Annotated in this window: 1 protein-coding gene; it reads left to right on the forward strand. The window is 32.5% G+C overall.

What is annotated here, in order from left to right; all coding sequences use genetic code 11:
* Positions 1-730: hypothetical protein (locus VU18_RS18220; RefSeq protein ID WP_047758597.1), on the forward strand; the 730-nt coding region annotated here is incomplete at both ends.

A 730-nucleotide genomic window follows, 5' to 3' on the forward strand; every position in this document is an offset into this window, starting at 1 on the left:
TGAAATCAAATATAACAGAAACTTGGGATCCAGAAGAAGATTTACCAACTTCAAAGATTATACCAAAGCAAGCGACGGTTGCAAGATTAATTCTAAGTAATGAATTTATAGAATCTTGTATGAAAGAGTTAAAACCAAAAGAAAAAAAACTTTATAAATTAATCCATTCTAAATATAAATTTAAGGGTACAGGGGCAACTTCGAGAAATGGCGTGATTTCCAATAAGTATGCTTTAGATGATATTGATTTCAACAATCCTTACATTTATTTTTTCTCAGACGATAGGGAAACCAAAAGTACATGTCTAGATTATCTTATTAATATTAAATCAGACGGCGGATTCAATCATGCTGATTGTCTTGTAATTCGCCTTCCTTCGTGGGCTCGATTTAAAACTCTATATCAATTGTTGGAATATCTAAGGGTGAATGAATATATTACTTCGAAGCTAGTTAGAAAATATAACAATTTACCTATAGTAGTTATCTTTAGAGGAGATAAAGGACGTACAGAAGTCGTATCGTTTCTTTGCGATAAAGAAATATTGAATCAGAATGGAAGTATGAAGGTTCAAATGATTAGCATAGATACGATACCTAAAAGACAACCAGAGATAGGGTTAAATGTAGGACTGATAGGAGTAGGCTCACTTGGCAGTAACGTTGCAAGGCTCTTGGTTAATAAAGGAGTAAAAACTTTATACATGTCTGATCATGATATGTTAAAGCC

The organism is Geobacillus sp. ZGt-1, from assembly GCF_001026865.1.
GTDB classification, from domain to species: Bacteria; Bacillota; Bacilli; order Bacillales; family Anoxybacillaceae; genus Geobacillus; species Geobacillus thermoleovorans.